The following is a 21,467-nucleotide window of genomic DNA, read 5'->3' as shown; positions in this document are numbered from 1 at the left end:
CCTCGCTCGCTCCCCGCCGCTCCTTGCTACTTCTTCAGCGGCCGGATCGTGCTCTTGATCTTGTCGATCACCGAATCCGAGAGCTGGTCGGGCACCCCGCGGTCGGCGTAGAGCACCCACACCACGAGCTTCTTGGCGGCGTCCGTCTGCGTCGGGTCGCTCCAGGCGACGGTGTACGCGGCGCCGTCCGCCGAGCACTTGCTGCTCTTCGGGATGTTGGCGGCGGTGGCCGACGCCTGCCAGCCCGAGATGCCGTGCGCGTTGTGGAACGCCTTGCTGTTCTGCACCTTGGAGAAGGTGCCCTTGCCGTTGTCCTGATAGGCCCAGTACGCCCACGACACGGCCTGCACCTCGGCGGCGTTGCGCACGCTCTTCGCCCCGTTGGCGCCCTTGGTGCCCACGGCGGCGCGGTCGGCGCTGCTGTTGCCGTTCTTGCACCAGTCCTTCTTGTAGTACGCGGGCGCGCTCATCGCGACGGCCGGGTCGCCGTTCTTGTCCTCGAAGCCGATCGTCATGCCCTCGCTGTCGACCGACCAGTCCGGCGGTACGTCGAAGGCGACATTGCGCTCGCTGCGGATGACGACCTTCCAGCCCGGAATGACCGGCTTGACGTCGAGCGCCGCCGGGTCGCCGCGCGGCGAGTCGCCCGTGTCGGCGTTGCCGCCCGTGGCGGTGGAGGTGGGCGCGGTGGTGGACGGCGTGCCCGTGGGCGACTGCGGCGCCGACGCGGTCGGACTCCCGTCCTTCGCGTCCGTCTTCTTCTTGTCGTCACCGGTGAGGTAGACCGCGCCGACGACGACCGCGGCGATCACCGCGACAGCGGCGGTGATCGCGATGCCGACCGTCAGCCCCTTGCGGTCGCGCTGCGGCGGCTGGCCACCAGGGCCGCCGGGACCGCCGGGCACGGGCGGCCCCCAGTTCTGCGGAGTCGGGTAGCCGCCGGGCGGCTGCTGCCCGTAGCCGGGCTGGCTGTACGGGGACGGGGTGCCGTAACCGGGCTGCCCGTACGGCTGGGTGGGCGCCGCGGACTGGTTCGGCGGCGCGGCCTGGCCAGGTCCCGAGGGCGGCTGGCCGTAGGGCGGGGCCGGCGGATGCTCCGGCGGCTTCTGGAAGTTCGGCGGACCGGACTGGGCGGGCTGGTTCGGTTGCTGCTGGTAGCCCGGCTGAGCGTACGGCGAGGGCGTGTCGTAAGGCGTCGGCCGGCCGTACGGCCCCGGCGGATTCGGCGGGGGGGCGCCCTGCGGGTTCTGCTCTCCCCCGTTGTGCTGTTCTCCTGGCCACATGGCTGGAAACACTAGGGGAGTGGGCCCGACGGTTCCACGCCGGATACCGCTACTGGCTGGTAACATCGCGCCATGTCCGAGACCTTGCCTTCCATTGGCGACATGATGGCGGCCACCGTGCCGATGGCCCGCACCCTCAACCTCGAGTACATCGAGACCACGGCGGAGCGCGCCGTCGTGCTGCTGCCCGACCAGCCCGACTTCCACAACCACGTCGGCGGTCCGCACGCGGGCGCGATGTTCACCCTCGCCGAGTCCGCGAGCGGCGCGATCGTGCTCGCCGCCTTCGGCGACCAGCTCGGCCGGGCCGTGCCGCTCGCCGTCCGCGCCGAGATCGCCTACAGCAAGCTGGCGATGGGCCCGGTGACGGCCACCGCCGAACTGGGGCGGCCCGCCGCCGACGTGGTCGCCGAGCTGGACGCGGGGGAGCGCCCCGAGTTCCCCGTCGAGATCTCCATCAGCAGGGAGGACGGCGCCGAGACCGCGCACATGACGGTGGTGTGGACGCTCCGGCCGAACCGGTGAACCGGGCACTTCACGCCGGTCGCGGAGCGCCGCCCCGGACGGCCCGCCGATCGGCTTGTTTGACTCGCTCTTGACCGGACTTTCGCGGCGATCGGTCCGTTAGGCTTCGGCGGTGTGCGCCGCGTGCGCGCAACCCACCGTTGTCCAGGGGAGGAACCCCGCTGTGCACGTCCAGGAGTGGCTCGACGGCATCCCGCCGATCCTCGTCTATCTGATGGTCGGTCTGGTCGTCGGCGTCGAGAGCCTGGGCATCCCGCTGCCCGGCGAGATCGTCCTGATGAGCGCCGCGCTGCTGTCCTCGCAAGGGCACGTCAACCCCTGGTTGGTCGGCACCGCCGCCATCATCGGCGCGGTCGGCGGCGACTCCATCGGCTACTCGATCGGGCACCGCGGCGGCCAACCGCTGCTCGACCGGCTCGGCCGCAGATTCCCCAAACACTTCTCACCCGGCCATGTGGCCACCGCGGAACGCTCGTTCCAGCGCTGGGGCATGTGGGCGGTCTTCTTCGGCCGCTTCGTGGCCCTGCTGCGGATCTTCGCCGGGCCGCTGGCCGGTGTCCTCAAGATGCCGTACTGGAAGTTCCTGATCGCGAACCTGCTCGGCGGCATCGTCTGGGCGGGCGGCACCACCGCGGTCATCTATTACGTGGGTGTGGTCGCCGAACCCTGGCTGAAGAGGTTCGGCTACTTCGGACTCGCCGCGGCCGTGCTCTTCGGCATCGCCTCGTTCCTCTTCGTGAGGCGGCGCGCCGCCAAGGCGCAGGCGGAGTTCGAGCAGCAGGAGGCACCGGCGGCACCCGGTGTCGCGGTGGCGCAGGGCGAGTAGGCCATACGACACTGCGCGGACGGCGGGCCCCGGACCTCCGGGCCCGCCGTCCGCGCGTCCGCCGTTAGCCCAGCGACTCCCGGTGCGCGTCGGCCAGCGCCACGTAATGCTCGGCGTTCAGCCGTACCGTCGCCTTCTCCTCCTCGGTCAGCTCCCTGCGCACCTTCGCGGGCACGCCCGCAACCAGCGATCCCGGCGGCACCCGCATCCCCTGCGGGACCAGCGCCGCCGCCGCGATCAGCGAACCGGTGCCGATATGCGCGCCGTTGAGCACCGTGGCGCCCATCCCGACCAGGACGTCGTCCTCGATCACACAGCCGTGCAGGACGGCGTTGTGACCGACCGTGACGCCCTCGCCGACGACGGCGGGGAAGCCGGGGTCGGCGTGCACCGTGCAGTTGTCCTGGATGTTGGAGCCCGCGCCGACCGTGATCGACTCGCAGTCGCCGCGCAGCACCGCGTGGTACCAGACGCTCGCGCCCGCGCCCAGCGTGACGTCCCCGAGCACCACCGAGCCGGGAGCGGTGAACGCGGTCGGGTCGATCTCCGGTGCGCGGCCCAGAATGTCCGCGATCAGCGGTACGGGGACGCCGCCGCCCGCCGTGCTCCCGCCCTCCGCGCCTGCCGCGCCCGCGCTCCGCGTAACCGCCGGGTCCGTCATGCCCACCGCCCTCGTCGTCGGTCCTGTGGTCTCCACCCGGCACCGTATACGGTGGGCCCGTGCCGAAGAACGAGAACGTGTTCTCCTCCGCGACCGCCGCCGCCACGGCCTGGCGTCGCCGCGTCGGATCGCGGATGGTGCACCGCGGCTGGCGCTGGGTGCAGAACGCGGGCGCGGTCACCGCCGCGCGCCCGGGACCGCTGCGCTTCGGCCGGATCGGCGAGGGCACCCGGCTCGCCTTCCCGCAGGGCACCGTCTTCGGCGAGCCGTGGATCCACCTCGGCGACCACTGCGTCATCGGCGAGCAGGTCACCCTCACCGCCGGGATGATGCCGGGCCTCGACCTCGGGCCCGACCCCGTCCTGCGCCTCGGCAACGGCGTCGTCCTCGGCCGCGGCAGCCACGTCGTCGCGTCCGTACCGGTGGTTTTCGGCAACGACGTCTACTGCGGCCCGTACGTCTACGTCACCAGCGACAACCACTCGTACGACGACACGACCCAGCCCGTCGGCAAGCAGTGGCCGCGCACCGCGCCGGTCGAGATCGGCAGCGGGAGCTGGCTCGGCTCGGGGTGCGTGATCCTGCCCGGCGCGCGGCTCGGCCGCAATGTGGTCGTGGCGGCGGGCGCCGTGGTCCGCGGCGAGGTGCCCGACTTCGCGGTGGTCGCCGGAGCGCCGGCCCGGATCGTACGGCGCTGGGACCCGGACACCGGCTGGCAGCCGCCCCTGCGCACCCCGCCGCCGCTGCCGGTCCCCGAGGGCGTCACCCCCGAGCAACTGCTGGCGCTGGCCGATCTGGAGGACCGGCCCTGAGCGCCCGGCCCCGGCGCTCGCCCTGAATCTCCGCGGCCGTGCGGGCATTTGTTACGTTGCCGGTATGCGCGCACCGATCGGCAACTTCGACGAAGCCCACCCCGCCACCGAGCGCCGCGACCTGCTCCCGCCGCCGGTCGCCGCCGCCGTGACACCCGACATGCTCTACGTCGACACGGACCCGGAGAAGGCCGACACCGCCGTCTTCGTCGAGACCTACGGCGACGACCTGCTGACCGCCTCGGCGAACTGCGTGGTCGTCGCGGGCAAGCGCGGCCAGGACGTCACGCTCGCCGCGTGCCTGGTGCTCTCCACCACCCGCGTCGACGTCAACGGCGCGGTCCGCCGCCACCTGGGCTCGCGCAAGGCGTCGTTCGCGCCGATGGACACCGCCGTGGGCGAGACGGGCATGGAGTACGGCGGCATCACCCCCGTCGGTCTGCCCGCCGACTGGCCGCTGCTCGTCGACGCGGCCGTCGTGGAGGCGCCGCACCTGGTCATCGGCAGCGGCGCGCGCCGCGGCAAGCTCATCGTGTCGGGCAAGGCGCTGGCCGCGCTGCCCGGAGCGGTCGTCCTCGAAGGACTCGGCATCTGACGACGCGGGGCCACCGGGCCGCGGAGCCGCAGGTCACGAGCGGTCCTCCAGCCTGCGGTGCAGGGCCCTGCCGCCCGCCACCACGGCCGTACCGACCGCCACACCGGCCAGCACGGCGAAGATCTTCCACGCCCCGGACAGCACACCCATCAGCGCCACGAGCACGACCAGACCGAGGACGAAAGCCAGCACCGGCAGCGCGTAGTACCAGAGCTGCGCATACGTCCGCTCGTCGAGTCCGAACGGCGGCGGCGGAGCTTTGCGTCCCATACCCCCACCGTAAACCCACAGGTCAGGGCAGGCGCGGGATCTCGATCGCCGGGCAGCGGTAGGATAATTCCCCACGTCACAACCTGCGGTCGGAAACGACTCCCACAGATCGGAGCACCGTGGAACGTGAGGACAGTGCGGCGCTGGCAGCGTTGGGGTTCACGCCGGAGGAACTGGAGGAACTTGACCTGTCGTCTCCCGCGACAGGGGATCCCGAGAGCCTGCTAGACGCGTACATCAGGCGCTCGAAGAAGAGTGAAGACCTTACGACGCTGAAGGGACACCTCCGTCAGATTGTCCAGTGGGGGCGCGGAGAGGGCCTGTCGGTCCGGCATGTGTGGTTCGAGCAGAAGAGCGCAAGCAAGGTGCACGTTAGGCGTGACGAGTTCGAGAACGCCACGGCCGCCGTTCTCGCAGGCCGTTCGAAGACGCTAGCCGTCTGGAAGACAGACCGCCTGGACCGTCGCGGCATGGGCACCGTAGGAACGTTGCTAGACGAGCTGGCCAGGCGAAAGTCACGGCTCGTGTCGACGTCGGAAGGGCTCGACAGCTCCAAGGGTGGTCGAATGGTGTTCGCCATCCTTGCCGAGCGAGCTAGCGACGAAGCCAAAGACATTTCGCTGCGCGTTCAGATCGGCCTCGATTCGCATCGGATCATCGGGCGCGCTCCGGGTGGCCAGCGTCCGTACGGAGTGATGAGCGTCGGTGACGGGCAGATCGGCCCAAACCCCGAAGAGTATCCAACAGCACGGAAGATCGCTGATCTTCTCCTCAAAGGGCTGGCCGGTACGACGGTCGCACATCGGATGAACGCAGAGGGGGCAACTACACGTAACGGCCGTCACTGGTCAGCCAATGCCATCGCACGCATGGCACAGTCTCCGCTCTGGGCCGGCCTGGTTCCCTACCGCGAGCGGCATACCGACGAGTTCGGAAACCCCATCGACAAGTGGGGCGGTTGGAAGGCTGATCTCCTCCTGGACGACAAGGGTCAGCCCGTGACGTGTGGGACCGGCGTCGTGTCCCTGACCGAGTGGTACGCCATAAAGGCGCAGTTCGCTTCCCGCACCTTCCGCGGCATCAAAGGTGCACACGGTGCAAAGCAAGCTGGGAAACTACTGACGGGGATCATGCGGTGTCCCGGCTGCCGCATCGGCATGGTTTCAGGAGGCGACTCCTACCGATGCCGAACGCGGCTGGAGGGCGGCCCGGCTGCCTGCCTCGGAGCGCGGACAGCCGCCGCGAGGGCTGACTTTGCAGTCGGGGAGATGTGGGTAACGCACGTGTCGGCACTTGAGCCTGATGACCCGGTGCTCCACGAGATCGCACGACGCTGGTTGACCTATCAGGACCCGGAGCAACAGGTACGTCACCGACACGTCAATGCGGCGCTGGGGGACGCTGAGCGCCGTGCGGAGGAGCTTGACGACGCCTATTACGTCCATGGCCGGATGAAGGCCGACAGACACGCACAGCTCTCCTCCGCCCTGGCGGCTCAGATCGAAGCGCTCCGAACCGAGATGGCTGTTCTCCAACGTCAGGCCGACCTCACACCGCTACTTGATGGCGTGCTACTTGCGGAAGCGTGGCAGGCGGCTGAACTGGTGGACAAGCGGATGCTGTTGCGGTGCGCGGTTGAGGAGCTGACCCTCCTCCCGTCCACCGGGCAGGGTGATCGACGTCCTCTGCTGGATCGACTGAAGGTGCGTTGGGTCGGTGACCCTGCGGACAACGAATGACGGCAATGCGCAGAGCGCCCGCGCGATCACTATCGAGCTGGGCTAGTCATTGCTGGGTGCCGACCATGGGCCTACTGGGGGCCGAGCAGGCAATTTGGCTCCGGGACGCCGGCAATAGTGCGCGACGAAGCGCCTGAGGACTTCGGACCGGTCGGTGTCATCAGGCACCGCCTGGCCGAATGCCTCCCACAGCTCAGCATCGATACGGAATCGACTGACCGGCGTCTTTGGTTGGTTAGGCATGCGCATGAGAGTACACGTGGTGTAGCTACACCAAAACCCGGAGAGGGCTTGCGGTGTGGCTACACCCATGCTTAAGGTGTAGCCACACCTAACGACGAAGCGCCCCGGATCTTGGCGGATGGCGGGGCGCTTCAACCTCACGGCGGAGGCACGCCATGTTCGCACAGCTTCCCATTCTCGTCGTCGCCCCCATCGAGACCGTCTCGGAGATCAACGCCCTCCGTGCGTACGCCTGGACTGTCGCTACGGAGCTGGGCGTGTCGACGACCTACGCGACCCACTCCGAATACTCCGTCACCGACTTCGCTGAGGTGCACGTCCCCTTCGAGGTGCTGGCTAGCCGGCGCCTGACCGACCTCACGCCCGTCGTGCTCATGGCGGAGGCTCTGGGGCTGCAAGTGCCGACGTACGAGCGTCAGGACCCGTCGGCGGGCGCGGAGTGCGTGTGCGGGCAGATGCAGACCGTCCGGACCGTGTACGGAGACGACGGCACCGTGTGGTGCGCGTCGTGCGTCGGAACGGCAGTCGGCTGCGTGCACTGCGGTGCCGACCCCTTCGATGAAAACATGATCATCGTGGAGGACAGAGAGCAGACTTTCATGCCTGTGTGCCGCCCCTGCATCGACGGAGCCCGCGCTGAGGGGATCAGGCTCCGTACTGTGACTCGTCAGCCCGCCGTCTCTACCGCCTGACGTCACTCGGAGTGACCGAAAGGGCTCGCCTCCTCCGTGGATGCGGGCCCTTCGGCGTCTCCGCTCGGAGACGGATGATCATGCGAGTTTGACTCGTCCTAGGCGTCGAGAGAGGAAGCGGACCGTCGACCTCCACTTCTCGTCCTCGTCGTCGAGTGCAGAGCGTAGCGATATCGAGATCATTACTACTCTGCGTAGATGCAGCGACCGATCGTGGTGTCAAAATGTCAAACTGACCCCCTACTTTCTAAACCCTTAACGCGTGTTAGAAGGTTTTGGGAACAGGGGTAAAGTTTGACACTTTGACACGCGGCCGTCGAAGACGCTGGCGCCGGGGCGGAGGACGGTAGCCGACGTGTAGTGACCGCGTCGGCCAATGCCGTGCGATCACTCAGCGTCCGCGCCGCGAATCATCGAGATCACGATGTGGTAACAAAAGAATCACCGTTGCAGGATCGGATTCCCGCTTGCGCAGGTCAGCGGCTTGACGGCTCGCTCCTCCATGTGTGCGACCCACACATGGACCCCATAACTAAGACAGAAGGAGAGATGGAGCGTCGCGAGTGGCGGGCGCTCCATCTCTTCTGAAGCTGGGAGACCCCGTGACGACCTCTATTCGGCGCGGTGTGGTCCCCTGGGCGGCTCGCCTCTCCTTCCTCTAGGCCGAGCCGCCTCCCCGTCCGGGCGTTGAGCTTGATGAGCTGCGCTCGCTCCGCCTGGACGGGCGTCCCGTCACCGTAGGCCGCCGCATGGCGGCCTTTTTTGTGCGCCCACACCAGATGGAGAGATAGGAGGCGGAGGCTCTGTGTCCACGGTCCTCTACGCATGCCGCGTGTGTCGCCGCGTGCTGCCCCGAAACTTGCAGAACTTCCATAAGGACGCCGCATGTCGCGATGGCCTCAAGACGCGCTGCAAGACCTGCACCAACCGAGCCATTCGTAACCACTACGCCGCTCATGCGCCCAGCGTCCTTCAGCGCCAGCGTGAGGCCCGTCAGCGGCGGGCAAAGGCGTTCGCGTCGTCCCCGCAATGGCAGGCCGCCTAGCGGCCGTGCAGAGCCACACAGACCCCTGGGCCTGCCTCCGACGAGGTGGGCCTTTTGTGTTTCCCGAGAGGAACCCATGAGCACTAACCCCGAACTGGATGCGGCATGGGCCACCATCCCCGCCCGCGTCACCGCTGACAAGGCGCTGGAGACAGTACGCGACGTGAAGCGACGGCTTCCGCCGGCTCCGGACCCCGACGCGGCTCGTCAGGCCGTGATCTCCGATGCCGTCATGGCTGTGACGACCGGCTCCCCCTGGCCGAAGGACGTCGGTAAGAAGGCGGTAGCCGCCTACACCGACGCTCTTGCCCCACACGCGGAGACAGCCGCCGTACTGGCCGCTGAAAAGGCTGCACAGACCAACGTGGAGAGCGTCCGTGAGGTCTACCGAGAGGACGCCCTGGAGGCCCTGGGAGGCAGTCTGACGGCGCTCATGGACGAGGTGCGGACCATCGTCGCCCGCTCCGGTCGCATCACCGACGGCGACGCCGCCATCACGGCCGGCGGAACGGCTGTGGAGGACTACGCGACGCTGACACGGCTCGTGGGACGGCTGGAGAACATCCGTCAGGCGCAGCGCTCGGTCATGGCTCCCATCGACCTCACGACGCCGACACCGGGCCTTGCGGACGCGTACCGGAACGGGCACGACGAAGTGACCGGCCTTCGTGCCGACCCCGCACCTGCTCACATCGTCCCCGCTCTACTGCGACGGAAGCCGCGCGGTGTCGAGTACCTGATCTGGCTCGCTGAGTCCGGGCGTGCGTGGGTCCCGACGTCGGAGGCTGACCTGTTGATGGAGCGCAGGATGCCCGACATCGGTGTCCCTGACGGGCCCGTCCGCGACATGAGTCCGCGCGTCGTCCCGATCCAGGCGCCCCCGGCGGTCGTACACCACGCCGCTGAGCGGACCCCCGACCTTCAACTGACCATGAGGAACAACTGACATGACCCCAGAAGAGATCGCTGCCGTCGCCGCTGAGCGCGACACCGCCCGCCAGGAGCTGGCACGCCTCCGTGTCGGCTTGACGAAGGGCCTGACGCCTGAACAGTCGGCACGCCTCCGCGGCGCTGACGAGGCGGAGATGACGGCAGACGCCGACGCACTGAAGGCGGAGTTCGGCGCTCCGCCGGCTCCCGCGCGTCCCGCGACCGGTTCCGGCTCCGACGTGAACGCGTCGGGACACATGGGCATCGAGCGAGGCGCGGCGCTCTACCGCGCGAAGCACGGCGTCGACGAGGACGGTGTGCGCGTCGCGCGCTACATGCCGCGTAGCGAGATGTTCGGCTGATGACCGGCCCCAAGCCCGCTGAGAGCCCCTGTGAGCACTGCGGGAAGACCGTTGTACAGAAGCGCGGTCCGGGCCGCTATCGGCGCTTTTGCAGCCCCCATCATGGCCGCTTGTACCGCCGGCGCTTCGCCTACTACACGCAGCCGCTCGGCTGCTGAACGGAAGACCACATGATCAGTCGTGCTGCGCTGAGCGCCGCTCAGAGCCTTCTCATCACAGCCGTAGTCGTCCATTGCGTCGACGGACGAACTATGACGGGCATTCTGCATCAGACCTACGTCGGAAACCCCGGCAATGCTGGTCTGACGCTCAGGGCCGATGGCTTGCTTTGCCCGTTCGACGAGTACGCCATTGCGTCGGTCGAAGCTGCGCTTCCGGCATGATCGGTCGCTGACGCCTCGTCACTGCCTACGCCACGCACGGATGATCTCCGCGCGCTGCTCAGGGGTTGTGCCCCTCAAGGTGTAGACCACGAGGGCACAGACGGCAGCCGTCGCTATGACGATGGCCAGTGCCAACAGCCTCGGTGACGAGGCGAGAAACGAAGCGAGCGGGCCCAACACTGCGTCCTCCACGACGGTGAAAGCCGCTTGCGGGGAGGACGTTGCGAGAAGGCAGCGACCTGCAACAGCAAGCGGCTGCCTGCCACGCACGAGGCCCGCTCTCGTGCGCCGTCATGTGACGGTGTGTTGCGGTCGTTCGCATCTACGCTAAGAGTCTGACCATAGGCCACGGTTCATCAGCGGGCAGAGTGGCATCCCGCAGTACGCGGAATCGCCCAGTCCTTAGCCCCTCCAGGGGGACGTTCTCCGCGTCCCACCAGGGGAAGCGTCCTAGGTTAAACGCGCTAGGTCGCGCCCCCGGCATTACATCTCGCCGAAGTTCACGCGCCAACGCTACCACCCCGGAACCCCAGGGGGTGACCCCCGGACGCCGACCCTCCGCATCGTTAAGGTGCTGGGCCTCGCTGTCTGTACGGGTCTGGGGGATGCCGCCTAGGCGTCCACAGGCGCCCGGAGGAGGGGCGTCGGTGCTATCGCCGGGGTGATTTGACCCCCGGATCGGCAGCCGGGCACACAACGTCTCGCCGAACTCACCCAAACTTTCTCCGCAGGTCAGGGCGCTAAAAGCGTTCGCGGCCGGTAGGATGTACCCATGACATCGACCCTCCTCCGCACGTGCGAGCACTGCGCCGGTCCGCTCCCCCTGATGGCCCGTCAGCACGCTCGCTACTGCGACACCCGATGCCGCTCACGCGCATTCCGGGAGCGGAGGGGGACGAGCACACAGCTCCCCATTGAACTGACGGACCGCGACAGGTGGATTCGTCGGAGCGCGACGAAGGTCCCATTGACGACGGCCGGCATGGCAGCGTCTTCGACCGACCCGCGGACGTGGAGCACTCACGCGGAGGCCGTAGCGTCCTCCGCTGGCGTCGGACTCGGCTTCGTCCTGTCCGACGTCGACGACGTGGTCTGTCTCGACCTGGACCACTGCATCCGCCCTGACGGCTCCCTGGAGCTGTGGGCGTCGTCCATCCTCCGCTCGGCGGGCGCCACCTACGTAGAGGTGTCCCCGAGCGGGGACGGACTGCACATCTGGGGCCGCGCGAACGTCCGGCAGGGACGACGCATCCGACGCCTGGACGGTACGGCCGTGGAGATCTACGGCACGGGCCGGTACATCGCAATGACGGGCCGCCGACACGGCTCCTGCCCGTCCGTTCTTGCGGATCTCTCCGCGGTCATCACTGCATTGACGTAGCGCCAGCTCACAACTCACTTCACAGCCCCGTGTGACGACAGGTCACGCGGGGCTTTTGCCATTCCTTGTTTCGGAGGGAACACCTCATGAATCCTGAGCCGCGCATCTGCCGCCGTAATGGGTGCTCGTTCGTCTGCCAGCGCCGAATCAGCAGAGGCGGTTGGCATCCGCACTGTAGCCAAGCCTGCCAACTCTGGGAGCGACGCGCCAAGCGTGCTGTGGCGGCAGCCGGGCCGGCGGAAGAGGTGGCTGAGTTGCTGCGTCTGTCCCGCGCGCTGGACGCTCGCCAGGCGGCCTTTGAGCCGGTCAGTGGCCTGTACCCTCCCGCACTTCCCTGAAGTCCGCTAGTCGGCTAGCGGACCCCTTCACAGACTTCCTACGCCCCGTCGTGCCGCCGGCCGACGGGGTTTCCCTATGCCCCCGGAGGGGCCGATGCAACTCGATACCGAACCAAAACTGTGCGGCCGTCCTGGCTGCCAACGGCCCGCATGGGCCGGCCTCTCCGACGAATTCGGTTGGGAGGACGACCCTTTCTGTTCTCTGGAGTGTAGGGCGTGGAGCGCCATCGCGCTCGAAGTCGCTAAGGCGCCATGGAGTGAAGCCGTAGAGCTGGCGGCAAAGCAACTCTGCGAAACGGCTGAACTGCTCGACCGCCGGCCTGTCCCCGCACTCGGGGAGGCGTGATGTCGGCAGATCTGGACATCGTAGGTACCGCTGGCGTTGACGTCGTCCCGATTGCACCGCTGTTCAACGAGAAATTGCGCGCCATGGTTCTTCCCCTTGCGGAGAAGCTGGGAAGGGACCTCGGACAGAAGATCGGCGACGCGCTGACGTTGCCTATCGCCCGCGCGATCCCTCGTGCCGTCGAAGAGGGCGTGAAGGCGTCCAAGGCCGGTGCCGCCCGTGGCGGTGAATCCACGGGCGGTGCTTTCGCCGACTCACTCCGTGCCAAGTTGACGGCGGCTTTCAAGGCCATGCCGAAACTGGACGTCGGCCTGACCGACACGGGCGTGGATGCGCAGCTCGCCCGTCTCCGGGCGAAGCTCGAAGACCTCCGCGCCAAGCGGATCGGCATCGACATCTCCGCTGAGGACGCAGACCGGAAGATCAGCGACCTTGACGCGCGCCTGGCGCGGCTCGGCGCTTCGTCGCCCAACGTCCGTGTCCGTGTGGACACCGCGACAGCCCGCGCGGCCCTTGCGGACTTCCGGGCGGAAGTAGCGGAGGCGACGCGGAGCCCGCTCGACGTCCGCGTACGCGTCGGAGGCTTCGAGCAGAACCTGATTTCCCGCGTGGAGGCCGTGCAGGCTGCTCTCCCCGCGATTCAGATCGACGCCGACACCGACCGTGCCAGTGCCTCACTGGACCGGTATCGCGCGGAGCTGGCGGTCATTCCCGTGCGGCTCCGAACCGACGCCGAATTTACCAGCGTTGAGGCGACGGCAGAGGTTGACCGGCTACGGGTGAGGCTCGATGAGCTGTCCCGCAACCGCACGGCGACAGTCGACGTTCGCGCTGATGCCGCCCGCGCGGCTGCGGAGCTGGCTGCCATCAGTGCTGAGGTCGACGCGCTCTCGGTGAAACGCGCAGACATCAAGGTCGACACGAGCGGCGCTCAGGGTGCGGTCCTTGCCCTGGCGATCAATATTGCTGCGCTGGCTGCCATTCCGGCAATCCCGGTCCTGGGTGCCGGGGTCGGTGCGCTGGTGTCCGCCTTTGCCGCCGCTGGTGCGGGCGCCGGAGCTTTCGGTCTCGTCGCCATCCCGGCAATCAAGGGCGTCGCCGCCGCTCTCCAGGCGCAGACGCAGGCATCGAACGAAACGACGAAGGCGACGAGCGCGCAGGCCAACGCGGGCAACACCGCCGCTCAGCGCGCCCTCCAGATGGCCGGAGCACAGCAGGCTCTTGCTTCGGCCCAGCGCTCCGCAGCACAGCAGATCTACTCTGCCAACGAGCAGATACAGCAGTCGGAGCGGGCGGTCGCTGACGCTGCGCAGGCTGCGGCTGAGCAGCGGAAGACTGCTCTCGCGTCGGTCACGGCGGCTGAGAAGTCTCTGGCCGACGCGCAGCGGGCAAGCAAGGCTGCGGAGGACGATCTCAGCGCGGCCCGTAAGAAGGCTGCTGATCAGCTCGCCAGCCTGAGCGACCAGCTTGCCGACGGGGACCTGTCGGCCCGTGAGGCCGATCTTCGCGTGCAGCGGGCTGCCGGAGACCTGAAGGCTGCCAAGAGCAGCCCGAAGACGAATCCGCTCGACCTCGCCGGGTACCAGCTTGCTTACGACCAGGCGGTCCAGGCTCAGAAGGAGCAGGCTCAGGCGCTGAAGGGCCTGAAGGAGTCGGCCGACGCTCAGCGCAAGGCCGGCGTAGACGGGGCCGACGTAGTCAAGACGGCTCAGCAGAAGCTCACCGATGCTCAGGCGAAGGCTGTGGACCAGGCTAAGGCGCTGGCTGACGCTCAGGCGAACGTCGGCAAGGTCGAGGCATCGTCCGCACGGGCTGTCGCTGACGCTCAGAAGCGTGAGGCCGACGCCTACCGCAACGCCGCAAACGTCCGCGCCAACGCTGCCGACTCCATCGTCAGTGCCGAGCGCGGCATTGCGTCTGCCCGGCTGTCCGCGTCGAAGGTCACTGTCGACGCCACGACGAAGGAAGACCTTCTCCAGAAGGCGTTGGCCAAGCTGACGCCGGCGGGACGGGACCTGTACGACGCCATCGCAGGCCCGAGAGGGCTGAAGGTCGCGTTCACGGCGTGGTCGAATTCGCTTCAGCCGCAGGTACTCCCGCTGTTCACCCGTGGTGTCGACAGCGCTAAGGCCACGCTCCCCGGCCTGACGCCGCTAGTGCTCAGTGCGGCTGACGGCATCGGGGTGCTCTACGACAAGGCGTCAGCCGCGCTGCGGACCCCGTTCTGGAAAAGCTTCAAGAGCGACATTGCGACGTCGGCTCAGCCCGCGATTGTCGGACTTGGCGTTGCGTTCGGCCACACCCTTGCGGGGATGGCCGGAATCGTAGACGCCTTCCTCCCGCACATGGCCGGTATCGCCAAGCACATGGACCGGATAACGGGCCGTTTCGCTAATTTCGGCAAGGGCCTGAAGGGCTCGCCGGCCTTTGAGAGCTTCCTGGAATACGTCAAGACGAACGGCCCGCTGCTGGCAGAGTTCATCGGGCACATTCTGTCCGCACTGACGGATGTCTCGAAGGCGCTCGCCCCGGCGTCGACCACGATGTTTTCCATTCTCGGCCCGCTTCTCGACGGAATCGGCTGGCTCGCCACTAACATTCCGGACCTCGTCCGCGCGATGTATGCGCTGTACCTGGTGGAAAAGCTGATCGCCCTTGGGACGAAGGCTCTGGCCGTGCCGATCGGAATCTACAACACGATTGTTGCCCTGGCGACACTGGAAACGTGGTCATGGGCGGCGGCAATCGAGGCGACGGGAATTCCCGAGCTGATTCTGATTATTGTCGTGGCGGTCGGCGCGCTGACGTACGGAATCATCTGGGCGTACAAGAACGTCGGATGGTTTCAGACAGCAGTCGATGCGTCCTGGACCGCCATCAAGGTGGCGTCGCTCTTTTTGTGGAACAGCGTGCTCAAGCCCACGTTCAGCGGAATCGTCACCGCGATCCAGTGGACTGGAAAAGCCGCAGTCTGGCTTTGGCAGACTGCCATAGGTCCCGCTTTCCAGTTCATCTGGGAGGCGGGGAAGATCATGGCGACGATTCTTGCCGTCGTGGTTTTCGGCCCGCTGTACATAGGCGTCAGAATCCTCGGGGCAGTTTTCTCATGGCTGTGGACCTATGCGGTCGGCCCCGCTTTCCGGGGGATTGCAACAGGTGCCACCTGGCTGTGGAAGACGGTACTGTCACCGATATTCAGGTTCATCGGTGACGGAGCTGTCGTCCTGTACCGGGGTTTCATAAAGCCGCAATTCGACCTCATGGTGATTACGGTCCGGGCACTCGGCGACGCCGCCTCATGGGCGTGGCGGAACGTGCTGCGGCCGACGTTTGCCCTGATCGGCGAGGGTGCGCACATCCTCTACGACAAGAGCCTCCGACCGGTGTTTGACCTGATCAAGTCCGGCATCAGCAAGGTGGCGGACGCGTTTGACGTCGCGGGGAAAAGCATCGCCGCCGTTTGGCGGGGCATCGAGGACAACGCCAAGACGCCCGTCAAGTTCGTCGTCGACAACGTCTACAACAACGCCATCCGACCCGTTTGGAACGACGTTGCGAAGATTACCGGCGTCGGTAAGCTCGATAAGATCGACCTCAAGAACTGGGCAACGGGCGGTGTCCTTCCCGGATATACACCGGGTCGTGATCCGCACGAATTCTTCTCCCCAACGGGAGGACGAATCGCGTTGTCTGGTGGTGAGGCCATCATGCGACCGGAATTCACGCGGGCTGTGGGCTCAGGATTCATCGACTACTTCAACCGTCTCGCTGCGACAAAGGGAGTTAGTGGCGTGCGCGCCGCTCTTGGCGGAGGAGGACGAACCCCCGGTTTCTTCGGCGGTGGCATCATCGACACCATTTCCGGAGCCGGAGGGAAGGCGCTCGACATCGCGTCGACAGTCGGCGATTACCTCGCCGACCCGGCAAAGATCTTCGAGAAGCTGATCAAAACCATTACCAATCAAGTGCGCGGTCTGGGCGATACGCCGTGGGCGTCGATGGTCGGCAAATTCCCTGTGGCCGTCGTCAAGGGTCTGGAGTCTAAGGCGGTCGATCTGCTGAAGGGCATTCTGCCAGGCGGAGGTGGAGGGCATGCAATTTCACCCGGTGTGGCCCACTGGAAGCCCGAGGTTCTGACGGCGCTGCAACTGACTGGCCAGTCGCCGGAACTGCTGAGCACTGTGCTCCGACGAATGAACCAGGAGTCCGGCGGCAACCCGACGATCGTCAACCGGACTGACTCCAACTGGATTGCTGGTCACCCGAGCGTCGGCCTTATGCAGGTGATTGAAGGCACTTTCCGGCAGTACGCCGGGCCTTTCAGGACCCGCGGACCTTTCGAGTACGGCGTCAGCGTCGACCCAATCGCCAACCTTTATGCGTCGATGAAGTACGCCCTGTCTCGCTACGGCTCCCTGGCGTCGGCCTACAACCGGGCCGGAGGCTACGACGAGGGCGGGTATCTGCCTCCGGGCGATTTCGGCGGGGTTTTCAATCACACGGGCAAGCCGGAGCCAGTTCTGACGGCGGGCCAGTGGGAGACGATGAAGGCTGCTGCCAGCGCCCGTAACGCACCGATCACGGTTGAGGCGCCGCAACTGACGGTTTACCTCGGAAACGACCGGCTTACGGAACACGTCGACTACCGCATCGAGATGTACGACGCCGCAGTGGCGGCAGGGATCACCACGGGGAGGAGGATCTGACGTCCTGATCCTGCCCCGCCGTGTCCCTCATGGATGCGGCGGGGCTTCTTTGCGTTCAGGCGTCGTCGACGTCAGTCGGCGGGGCGGACTCAGCAACGAAGGTGCCTCGCTGCGGTACCACGAAGAGGATCCCGTCCTCAACCAGCACAGCGATGGCACGGCGTACCGTGGTCCGCGCGAGACCGTATTCCTGCACGAGCTGAGTCTCACTAGAAATCATCCGCCCTGCCGCCCAGTCGCCACGGGTGACGCGTGCACGGATGATCTCCGCAAGCTGCCGGTAGGGCGTCAGCGGCGCTCCGTGGTCGATCTCTGCGTCCGGGTCGGCGTCCATGTCTACGACGCTAGGCGTCGCTGTCAGGCCCGCATCTTAGAGATACGTATCTGCACGTAGCGATACAAGGCGCTACATTGAAGGCAGCAGGGGTTTCCGCTGCCGAATGACCGGCAGTGGTGACAGCCGACGACGCGCACGAGGGGACAGCAATGGGGCTGACGGAGACGGCCGCACTCAGGCCGGGCGTACTGGCCTACGACGAGAACCTGAAGCGGACCGGCGACGTCGCGGAGGTGCTGGGGGCGTGGGTACACCTGCGCCCCAATCCTCCGGTCCCCGGCTACTACCCCTGGACGGCGTCGCTCAGCAACGTCAGGCCGGCGACGCCGGAGGAAGCGGCAGCCGTGTGGGAGGAGACGCCGTGAGCGACGGACTGGTCCGCGTGCAGGGCGTACCCGACGCCGTGTACGACCCACCGAAGATAGGCGACTCCCTGTCGCTCGTGGCAGTAAGGACGCATCTGGGGCGCTGTACGACATGTCAGCGGGGCGCGCTGTGCGAGACGGGCGCACGGCTAGTTAGCGCCCTTCGTCGGCCGGCTCACCGCGCCGCACGCCGCACCTCATAAACGCCCGCCCCGGGGAGCACGTCGCCAATGTGCTCAGGCGCCATGGAGCCGCTCCCGGGGCGGGTCTCTTTCCTCCTCCGCCAGTGACGGGCTACGGACTGGTGGAGGAGGGCCCGACGTCCGGCTGACGTCACGCCCGCCCGCACCGCGTCGGCCGGACACGAGCCCCCGTCTGAGTGCTGACGGGGGTTTTGTTGTGCGTTAACCCCATCGTGTGGTGGTCCCGTTGGCGGAACGCTTCTGCACCTCAGTCCCACTGTTTGATCGGTGGGAGGGAGGCGACATGCTTGAGAAGCCCTACGACGGCCCCTGTGTCCCTATGGAGGGGCCGTTGGGTAGGCAAACGCATTTCGAGATCACCTGTCTGACGTGTGAGGCGAGCGAGCCGGGTCGAAGCTTCGGTGTGCTCTTTCGGAGCCTCAACCCAGATGCCCTGAACAGATGGGAGGCGGAGCACGCTGCGAAGTTCTCCGAGACTCATATTTTCGACAAGTCGTACGTCGTCCATTGGCGCGCCGGGAACTGTGACCCTCCAGCACGACCGTGATCCGTAGAAACACCGAGGTCGCCCCGCTGTCGCGCTGATGGTGGGGCTTCGGCGTGTCTGTATTGCTAACATAGGGAATTAATCTCGATCGCGGGGCAGCGGTCCATCACCATCTCCAGGCCGGCCGCCCGGGTGCGCTCGTACGCCGCCTCGTCGATCACGTCGAGCTGGAACCACACCGCCTTCGCGCCCACGGCCACCGCGTCGTCCGCGACCCCACCCGCGAGCGAGGAGTTCACGAACACGTCGACCACGTCGACCGGGAACGGGATGTCGGCCAGCGAGGCGTACCCCTGCTCGCCGTGCACGGTCTCGGCCTTCGGGTGCACCGGCACGACCCGCTTGCCGAACCGCTGGAGCACGCCCGCGACTCCGTAGGCGGCCCGTGAGGTGTTGTTCGACAGCCCCACCACCGCCCAGGTGTCCCCGGTACCGGTCAGGATCTTCCGCACCGTCTCCGCGTCGCCGTACACGCCGTCCTCCAGCCGCTCGCCGTCACATCGTCCACGTACTGCCGTCGTGCCTGGTCAAACACGCCTCCCGCGCCCGCCATTCCCGGTCGCGGCCCGTAGGCTGACCGGATGGTGGACCGGTATCTGACGGTGGCGCGGGCGGGGGTCTGCGAGAGCGAGATCAAGCGCTCGCGGTTCCTGTGCGCGCTCGCGCCCGTGGCGAGCGAGGAGGCGGCGCAGGACTTCATCGCCCGCGTCCGCAAGGAGCACGCCGGGGCCAGCCACAACTGCTTCGCGTACGTCATCGGCCCCGAGGGGCGGCTGCACCGGGCCAGTGACGACGGGGAGCCGGGCGGGACGGCGGGCACACCGATGCTCCAGGCGCTGCTGGGCCGCGAGGTCCGGGACACGGCGGCCGTCGTGACGCGGTACTACGGCGGTGTCCAGCTCGGGGCGGGCGGACTGGCCCGCGCGTACGGGGGCGCCGTCACCGCCGCGCTGGACGAGATCGGCACGGTCGAGCGGCGGCGGCTCGTCCTGGTCACGGTCACCGTGGACCACCAGCGCGCCGGGCGGCTGGAGAACGAGCTGCGCGCCGCCGGACACGCCATCCGCGGTGTCGCGTACGCCGCCGCCGTGACCATCGACCTGGGCGTACCGCAGGCGGATCTCCCCGGCTTCCGTTCCTGGCTGGCGGACGCCACATCGGGCGCCGCCGAGGTGACGGTGGGCGGAAGCGCGTATGTGACCGTGACACCCTAGGACATGTGCGACTTTACGGACACGCCCTAGCGCCCTCGGGCGCGCTCCGCGAGGTCGGTGCGCAGGCGGGTGAGGCGGTCGATCTCGGCGTCCAGGAGGGCGAGCCGGCGGTCGACGACGTCGGCGAAGGAGCCGGGCCGGTCGGCGGACCCGTCGCAGGGGGCGGGCGGGTCGGCCGCCAGGAGGTGGAGGCGGTGGGCGCGGCTGCGCAGATCCTCGACGGTCAGGCCGAGGGTGAGCAGCTCACGGATCACGCGCAGCCGGGCGACCTCGGCGGGACCGTAGTCGCGCTGGCCGGAGCCGGTGCGGGCCGGTGGCGGCAGCAGGCCGCGCTGCTCGTAGAAGCGCAGTGCGCGCGGGGTGGTTCCGGCGGCTGCCGCCGCTTCGCCGATCCGCATCCGTCCCCCCGACGGTCCTCGTACCGCTAGCCCATTCCTACTCCAGCTCCACTATCGCAGCCCCGAAGTGCCGCCCGCCGATCAGATCCGGCAGCGCCTCGGGCGCGCGATCGATGCCGGTGACCGTCGTGTACGGGAAGCGGATCTCGCCCGAGCGCAGCCAGCCGCCGAAGCGCGCGGTCCACTCCGCCTCGACCTCCGGGTGGTCGGTACCGCTGTAGCCGCGCAGGGACAGGCCCTTGACGACGAGCCGGTACGAGTCGATCTCGACGGGAGCGCTGCCGCCCGCCCGGTCCGCGGAGAGCTGCCCGGACAGCGCGCCGATCAGCGCGAAGCGCGCGCCCTGGTTGGCCGCGCCGAGAGCCGCGGCCAACTGCTCGCCGCCGACGGTGTCCAGCACCACGTCCACACCGCCGGGCGCAGCCTCGGCGAGCTGACGCGCGAACGGCCCGGAGCCGCGCAACACGACCGCGTCGTAGCCGAGTTCGGAGCGCAGCCGGTCGGCCTTCCACGGCGAGCCCGTACTGCCGATCACCTGGGCCGCGCCCAGCAGCCTGGCGACCTGCCCGGCCAGTGTGCCGACCGCCCCCGCCGCGCCCGTGACGAAGACGGTGTCGCCCGCCCGCACCTGGGCCAGCCGGGTGAGCGCGCCGTACGCGGAGGAACCCTGGGCGAGATACGCCACCGGGTCGGGCAGCGTGTCGTCCAGCACGGCGCACTGGGCGGCGGGCACCAGCGCGTACTCGCGCCAGCCGAGCAGGTGCAGCACCGTGTCACCGGTACGCGGCCCGTCGCCGTCGGGCGCGGCGACCACCTCGCCGACGGCGGGCCCGAAGAGCGTGTCGCCGTGGCGCAGCGGCGGCAGCGGGACGCCGTCGCTCTCACCGCCGAGCAGGGTGCGCAGGCCGGGGAAGACGAGGAAGTGCCGGTTGCGGACGAGGACTTGGCCGGGGCCCGGCTCCGGGAGCGGCGTCTGCACGACGGCGAAGTCCCCGGGTGAGGGCAGTCCTCGGGGGTCGGCGACGATCCGCACTTCGCGGCTGGTGCGGGGCAGGACAGAGGGGCTTGCCTGAGGGGTTACCGGTGGCGTTGCGGACATGGACGGGTCTCCTGAGGACGCGCGGATTCGGGGCGGCGGTGTGGTGCGGTGCCGTCGGCCGGGGCGCGGTGACGTTAATCCCTGACCCGCGCGTCAGGGTCAAGCGGTGTGCCCTTTTAGGGGAGTTGCTGGCGAATTACAGGGTCTTACGCCAGTTTCCTGGCTTT

General features: G+C 67.9%; 20 protein-coding genes. 13 read left to right on the top strand and 7 right to left on the bottom strand.

Going from position 1 to position 21,467, the window contains the following annotated elements:
- Positions 1-26 precede the first annotated feature (26 nt).
- Positions 27-1,283: a hypothetical protein gene (locus ACFZAM_RS12540; RefSeq protein ID WP_391045235.1), complete on the bottom strand. Its 1,257-nt coding sequence runs from the start codon at positions 1,281-1,283 to the stop codon at positions 27-29.
- A 72-nt stretch (positions 1,284-1,355) separates the two neighbouring features.
- Here ACFZAM_RS12540 and ACFZAM_RS12535 point away from each other — a divergent pair, with 72 nt between their 5' ends.
- Both ACFZAM_RS12535 and ACFZAM_RS12530 read left to right on the top strand, forming a co-directional pair.
- Entirely contained in the window at positions 1,356-1,808 is a 453-nt protein-coding gene (locus tag ACFZAM_RS12535; protein ID WP_355341307.1) for a DUF4442 domain-containing protein, read from the top strand.
- A 163-nt stretch (positions 1,809-1,971) separates the two neighbouring features.
- Entirely contained in the window at positions 1,972-2,634 is a 663-nt protein-coding gene (locus ACFZAM_RS12530) for a DedA family protein (protein WP_355341304.1), read from the top strand.
- A gap of 64 nt (positions 2,635-2,698) precedes the next feature.
- Here ACFZAM_RS12530 and ACFZAM_RS12525 read toward each other — a convergent pair whose 3' ends face one another.
- The gene (locus ACFZAM_RS12525; RefSeq protein WP_355341366.1) at positions 2,699-3,211 is read right to left on the bottom strand and encodes a gamma carbonic anhydrase family protein; all 513 of its coding nucleotides are present in this window, start codon (positions 3,209-3,211) and stop codon (positions 2,699-2,701) included.
- A 143-nt stretch (positions 3,212-3,354) separates the two neighbouring features.
- Between ACFZAM_RS12525 and ACFZAM_RS12520 the strand changes: the two genes are divergently transcribed.
- Together ACFZAM_RS12520 and ACFZAM_RS12515 are read left to right on the top strand one after the other, a co-directional pair.
- A complete protein-coding gene (locus ACFZAM_RS12520; protein WP_355341301.1) occupies positions 3,355-4,107 on the top strand; it encodes an acyltransferase in 753 nt (250 codons plus the stop codon).
- Between the two features lie 64 nt (positions 4,108-4,171).
- Complete coding sequence (locus ACFZAM_RS12515) at positions 4,172-4,702, top strand: YbaK/EbsC family protein (RefSeq protein ID WP_355341298.1); 531 nt, start codon at positions 4,172-4,174, stop codon at positions 4,700-4,702.
- Positions 4,703-4,735: 33 nt separating this feature from the next.
- On the opposite strand, the gene ACFZAM_RS12510 is transcribed toward ACFZAM_RS12515, so the two are convergent.
- Positions 4,736-4,972 carry a hypothetical protein gene (locus ACFZAM_RS12510; RefSeq protein WP_355341295.1) on the bottom strand — a complete coding sequence of 79 codons (237 nt, stop codon included), beginning with the start codon at positions 4,970-4,972 and terminating at the stop codon, positions 4,736-4,738.
- A 119-nt stretch (positions 4,973-5,091) separates the two neighbouring features.
- Between ACFZAM_RS12510 and ACFZAM_RS12505 the strand changes: the two genes are divergently transcribed.
- The 7 genes from ACFZAM_RS12505 (at position 5,092) to ACFZAM_RS12475 (ending at position 17,137) form a co-directional block, all read left to right on the top strand.
- Complete coding sequence (locus ACFZAM_RS12505) at positions 5,092-6,711, top strand: recombinase family protein (protein WP_391045231.1); 1,620 nt, start codon at positions 5,092-5,094, stop codon at positions 6,709-6,711.
- A 398-nt stretch (positions 6,712-7,109) separates the two neighbouring features.
- Positions 7,110-7,646, top strand: a complete 537-nt coding sequence (locus ACFZAM_RS12500) for a hypothetical protein (RefSeq protein ID WP_391045228.1) — start codon at positions 7,110-7,112, stop codon at positions 7,644-7,646.
- A gap of 1,259 nt (positions 7,647-8,905) precedes the next feature.
- Positions 8,906-9,637, top strand: coding sequence for a hypothetical protein (locus ACFZAM_RS12495; protein ID WP_391045226.1), 732 nt, complete (start codon positions 8,906-8,908; stop codon positions 9,635-9,637).
- 1 nt (position 9,638) lies between these two features.
- Positions 9,639-9,983 carry a hypothetical protein gene (locus ACFZAM_RS12490; RefSeq protein ID WP_391045224.1) on the top strand — a complete coding sequence of 115 codons (345 nt, stop codon included), beginning with the start codon at positions 9,639-9,641 and terminating at the stop codon, positions 9,981-9,983.
- A 251-nt stretch (positions 9,984-10,234) separates the two neighbouring features.
- Complete coding sequence (locus ACFZAM_RS12485; protein WP_391045222.1) at positions 10,235-10,366, top strand: hypothetical protein; 132 nt, start codon at positions 10,235-10,237, stop codon at positions 10,364-10,366.
- A 772-nt stretch (positions 10,367-11,138) separates the two neighbouring features.
- Positions 11,139-11,747, top strand: coding sequence for a bifunctional DNA primase/polymerase (locus tag ACFZAM_RS12480; RefSeq protein WP_391045219.1), 609 nt, complete (start codon positions 11,139-11,141; stop codon positions 11,745-11,747).
- A gap of 683 nt (positions 11,748-12,430) precedes the next feature.
- Positions 12,431-17,137: a transglycosylase SLT domain-containing protein gene (locus ACFZAM_RS12475; protein ID WP_391045216.1), complete on the top strand. Its 4,707-nt coding sequence runs from the start codon at positions 12,431-12,433 to the stop codon at positions 17,135-17,137.
- Between the two features lie 55 nt (positions 17,138-17,192).
- On the opposite strand, the gene ACFZAM_RS12470 is transcribed toward ACFZAM_RS12475, so the two are convergent.
- Complete coding sequence (locus tag ACFZAM_RS12470) at positions 17,193-17,471, bottom strand: GntR family transcriptional regulator (protein WP_391045214.1); 279 nt, start codon at positions 17,469-17,471, stop codon at positions 17,193-17,195.
- A gap of 119 nt (positions 17,472-17,590) precedes the next feature.
- On the opposite strand from ACFZAM_RS12470, the gene ACFZAM_RS12465 reads away from it, so the two are divergent.
- The gene (locus ACFZAM_RS12465; RefSeq protein ID WP_391045211.1) at positions 17,591-17,839 is read left to right on the top strand and encodes a hypothetical protein; all 249 of its coding nucleotides are present in this window, start codon (positions 17,591-17,593) and stop codon (positions 17,837-17,839) included.
- A gap of 815 nt (positions 17,840-18,654) precedes the next feature.
- On the opposite strand, the gene ACFZAM_RS12460 is transcribed toward ACFZAM_RS12465, so the two are convergent.
- Positions 18,655-19,062, bottom strand: a complete 408-nt coding sequence (locus tag ACFZAM_RS12460) for a CoA-binding protein (RefSeq protein ID WP_391045209.1) — start codon at positions 19,060-19,062, stop codon at positions 18,655-18,657.
- Between the two features lie 108 nt (positions 19,063-19,170).
- Between ACFZAM_RS12460 and ACFZAM_RS12455 the strand changes: the two genes are divergently transcribed.
- Positions 19,171-19,803: a YigZ family protein gene (locus tag ACFZAM_RS12455; protein ID WP_391045207.1), complete on the top strand. Its 633-nt coding sequence runs from the start codon at positions 19,171-19,173 to the stop codon at positions 19,801-19,803.
- A gap of 26 nt (positions 19,804-19,829) precedes the next feature.
- On the opposite strand, the gene ACFZAM_RS12450 is transcribed toward ACFZAM_RS12455, so the two are convergent.
- Both ACFZAM_RS12450 and ACFZAM_RS12445 read right to left on the bottom strand, forming a co-directional pair.
- On the bottom strand, positions 19,830-20,201 hold the full coding sequence (locus ACFZAM_RS12450; RefSeq protein ID WP_391045204.1) for a MerR family transcriptional regulator: 372 nt from the start codon (positions 20,199-20,201) through the stop codon (positions 19,830-19,832).
- A gap of 37 nt (positions 20,202-20,238) precedes the next feature.
- Positions 20,239-21,300: a zinc-binding dehydrogenase gene (locus ACFZAM_RS12445; protein WP_391045201.1), complete on the bottom strand. Its 1,062-nt coding sequence runs from the start codon at positions 21,298-21,300 to the stop codon at positions 20,239-20,241.
- Positions 21,301-21,467: the final 167 nt, after the last annotated feature.

Origin of the sequence: Streptomyces sp. NPDC008079 (assembly GCF_042957385.1) — a bacterium.
Classification (GTDB): domain Bacteria; phylum Actinomycetota; class Actinomycetes; order Streptomycetales; family Streptomycetaceae; genus Actinacidiphila.
This window is presented reverse-complemented; position numbering and strand designations above follow the sequence as displayed.